Here is a 3,321-nt window from a genome sequence, read left to right on the forward strand (position 1 = left end):
TCCCTAACCACAAACAACCTGCAACTATTTACCGCTGGCATGTATAGGTTAAGCAGGACCGATTCAAAAAAACAGGGCTGTCAATATCCGGCAAATACTGGTTAATAAGCGGTAATTGTGCTTGCAGGGCCGCCGGCCATAATGCTTAACTTACTTCAATCGAAACATTAACCACCGGGCCCCTGTTATGAACCAATCCAATTTCAAACCTTCGCTGCGCCTGCTCGATGCCACCATGATCGTTGCGGGCTCCATGATCGGCTCCGGGATTTTTATTGTCAGTGCCGATATTACCCGCAATGTGGGCAGCGCGGGCTGGCTGGTAGCCGTGTGGCTCATCACCGGGTTTATGACCATTACGGCAGCCCTGAGCTATGGCGAACTGAGTGCCATGTTCCCCAGGGCAGGCGGTCAGTATGTGTACCTGAAAGAAGCCTATAACCCGCTAATAGGTTTTCTGTATGGCTGGAGTTTTTTTGCGGTGATCCAAACCGCTACCATCGCTGCCGTGGGTGTGGCCTTTGCAAAATTTACAGCTTACCTGTTGCCCCAACTAAGTGAAGACCGCATTGCCGTTGATCTTGGATGGCTCACCATTTCACCGGCCCAGCTGTTGTCCATTGGGGTAATCGGGCTGCTCACCTATATCAACACAAGGGGTATTAAAAGCGGTAAGATCATTCAAACAACATTTACCCTTACCAAACTACTCAGCCTGTTTGCACTGATCCTATTTGGACTGTTTGCATTGAAACCTGAAGTATGGGCCGCCAACTGGAAGGATCCCTGGCAAATGCAAAGCCTGTCTCCTGAAGGCACAACTGCCAGCTACACTACTATTGGCGCACTGGGTGCCATTGCCGCCGCCATGGTAGGTTCCATCTTCAGCAGCGACTCATGGAACAACGTAACCTTTATTGCCGGCGAAATCAGGAACCCCAAACGCAACATTGGTTTAAGCCTGTTCCTCGGCACCCTTGTGGTGACGCTCATTTATATCGCCACCAATATCATGTACACGGCCGTATTGCCCTTGCAGCAGGTGGCCGCAGCAGAGAAAGACCGCGTTGCCGTTGCAGCCTCACAGGTCATCTTTGGCAATGCAGGTACCATCATCATTGCACTGATGATCATGGTATCCACCTTTGGGTGCAACAACGGCATCATCCTCGCCGGTGCCCGGGTGTACTATACCATGGCGCAGGATGGCCTGTTTTTCAGCAAGGTGGGCAGGCTCAATAAAAATGCAGTACCTGCATACGCGCTGTGGCTGCAATGCATCTTTGCAGGTGCCTGGTGCCTGAGCGGCCGCTACGGCGACCTGCTGGACATGATCTCATTCGTGGTGGTTGGCTTTTACATGCTCACTATTGCCGGCATTTTCATCCTGCGCAAAAAGCGGCCCGATGCTGACCGGCCTTATAAAGCATTTGGTTACCCGGTGCTGCCCATCGTTTATATTTTGATGGGTCTTACGTTCTGTAGTTTGCTGATCGTGTACAAACCAAGGTTTACCTGGCCGGGATTGATCATCACGCTGTTGGGCATTCCTATTTATTATATGGCACTTGCAAAGGGAAGCAAACCCAAAACAGAGTCAGAAACGGTTCCGGTTGCCGAAGAAATCCATTGAGCTTATTTTTCATTGCGTTCTCTGCGCAGTGCTTCGCGCTCTTTGCGATACCATTTCAACTTTTGATTGTATCGCAAATAACGCAAAGGAAGCGCTAAGAGCGCAAAGGTGTAAATGCATCTACCCAATATTTGCAATAAAAAAGGCTGGTTGTAAAAACAACCAGCGCTGATTACCGATTTTAACGGCGCTGCTTTATAACTCGTTTACATTCCTTTTCGGCGGGTCCACACCATGGAGGTGTTTCACAAAAAAGTCGCGCTTCTTTTTGCGGCCATAAGGCCCGCCATCGCTATGTCCCATCCCGGGAATGGCCAGGAATTCAAAATCTTTTCCTGCTTTAATCAAAGCATCCGCAACGCGGTAGGTTGACTCCGGCGGTACGTTTTCATCGGCCTCCCCCACTACCAGCATCAGGTTGCCCTGCAGCTTGTGGGCATTGGTGATATTCGACTGCTCGTCGTAGTGTTTGCCCACAGGGAAACCCATCCACTGCTCGTTCCACCATTGTTTGTCTACACGGTTATCGTGGCAGCCGCATGCCGATACTGCCGCATCGTAAAATCCGGGGTGAAACAGGAGGGCACCGGCAGCATTCTGCCCGCCGGCCGATGTGCCATACACACCCACACGGGAAGTATCGGCATAAGGGTATTTACCAGCAAGCGCCTGCATCCACAGGATGCGGTCGGGAAAGCCGGCATCAGCCAGGTTTTTCCAGCACACATCATGAAAAGCCTTTGAGCGGTTGTAGGTGCCCATACCATCGATCTGCACCACGATAAAACCCAGTTCGGCCAGGCTTTGCGGCTCACTGTACGCACTAAAGCTTTTGGGCACAAAAGAGCCCTGCGGGCCTGCATAGATCTGCTCGATAATTGGATAGCGCTTGGAGGGATCGAAATTGCCTGGCCGGAACAGGATGCCCCAGATATCGGTAACACCATCGCGGCCCTTGGCAACAAACACTTCCGGGTAATTAAGCCCGGTAGCAGCATAACCCGACACATCGGCCTGCTCCAGCTGCATTAGTTTTTTACCATCAGCCGTGCGGCGCAACTCCATCACCGGTGGCATGTCCACCCGCGAATACTGGTCGATATAATACTTGCGGTTGGGGGTAAACAACAGCCTGTGGTTGGCATTGGCCTCGGTGAGTCGCACGAGGTTCTTACCATCAAAACCGATCCGGTAGTAATGGATAAAATAAGGATCCTCGTTCTTGTTCATACCACTGGCCTGGAACCATATTTCGCGCTTCCTGGTATCGATGCTATCCACCTCGCGTATCACCCAATCGCCTTTTGTCACCTGTAGTTTTTCTTTGCCGGTTTGCTCATCCAAAAGGTAAATATGCCGCCACCCGTCTTTTTCGGTTACCCAAACAACCTCCTGGGTTTCGGGCAGGTAATGGGTGAGGATGCGCTGTTCAAAAATGAAGGTGCTGGCCTGCTCCTCTACAAGCTCCCGTGCAGTTGCGGTTTCGGTATCCACCTCCATGATGCGGAAACGCTGGTGCCCGCGATCGGTTCGTTCGAAGGTAAAATACCGGCTGTTGCCCGAACGCCAGTTGAGGAAAGGCGCTCCACCATAATCGATCACATCGATACCCACACGGGTAGGTTTTCGATCAGCCATCCGGAACAGGAACATTTCATAGCTCGTGTTCTCATCGCCTGGTTGCGCAT

At 51.6% G+C, this 3,321-nt stretch carries 2 protein-coding genes; one reads left to right on the forward strand and one right to left on the reverse strand.

Translation table 11 applies throughout. The annotated features are described in order from the left end of the window. Positions 1-187: 187 nt before the first annotated feature. Entirely contained in the window at positions 188-1,633 is a 1,446-nt protein-coding gene (locus BUE76_RS22875; RefSeq protein WP_073038794.1) for an APC family permease, read from the forward strand. Positions 1,634-1,828: 195 nt separating this feature from the next. Here BUE76_RS22875 and BUE76_RS24055 read toward each other — a convergent pair. Continuing rightward, a partial coding sequence (locus tag BUE76_RS24055) for a S9 family peptidase (protein WP_143313448.1) occupies positions 1,829-3,321 on the reverse strand: 1,493 nt, incomplete at its 5' end.

It is taken from the genome of Cnuella takakiae, assembly GCF_001953305.1.
GTDB lineage: Bacteria > Bacteroidota > Bacteroidia > Chitinophagales > Chitinophagaceae > Flavisolibacter > Flavisolibacter takakiae.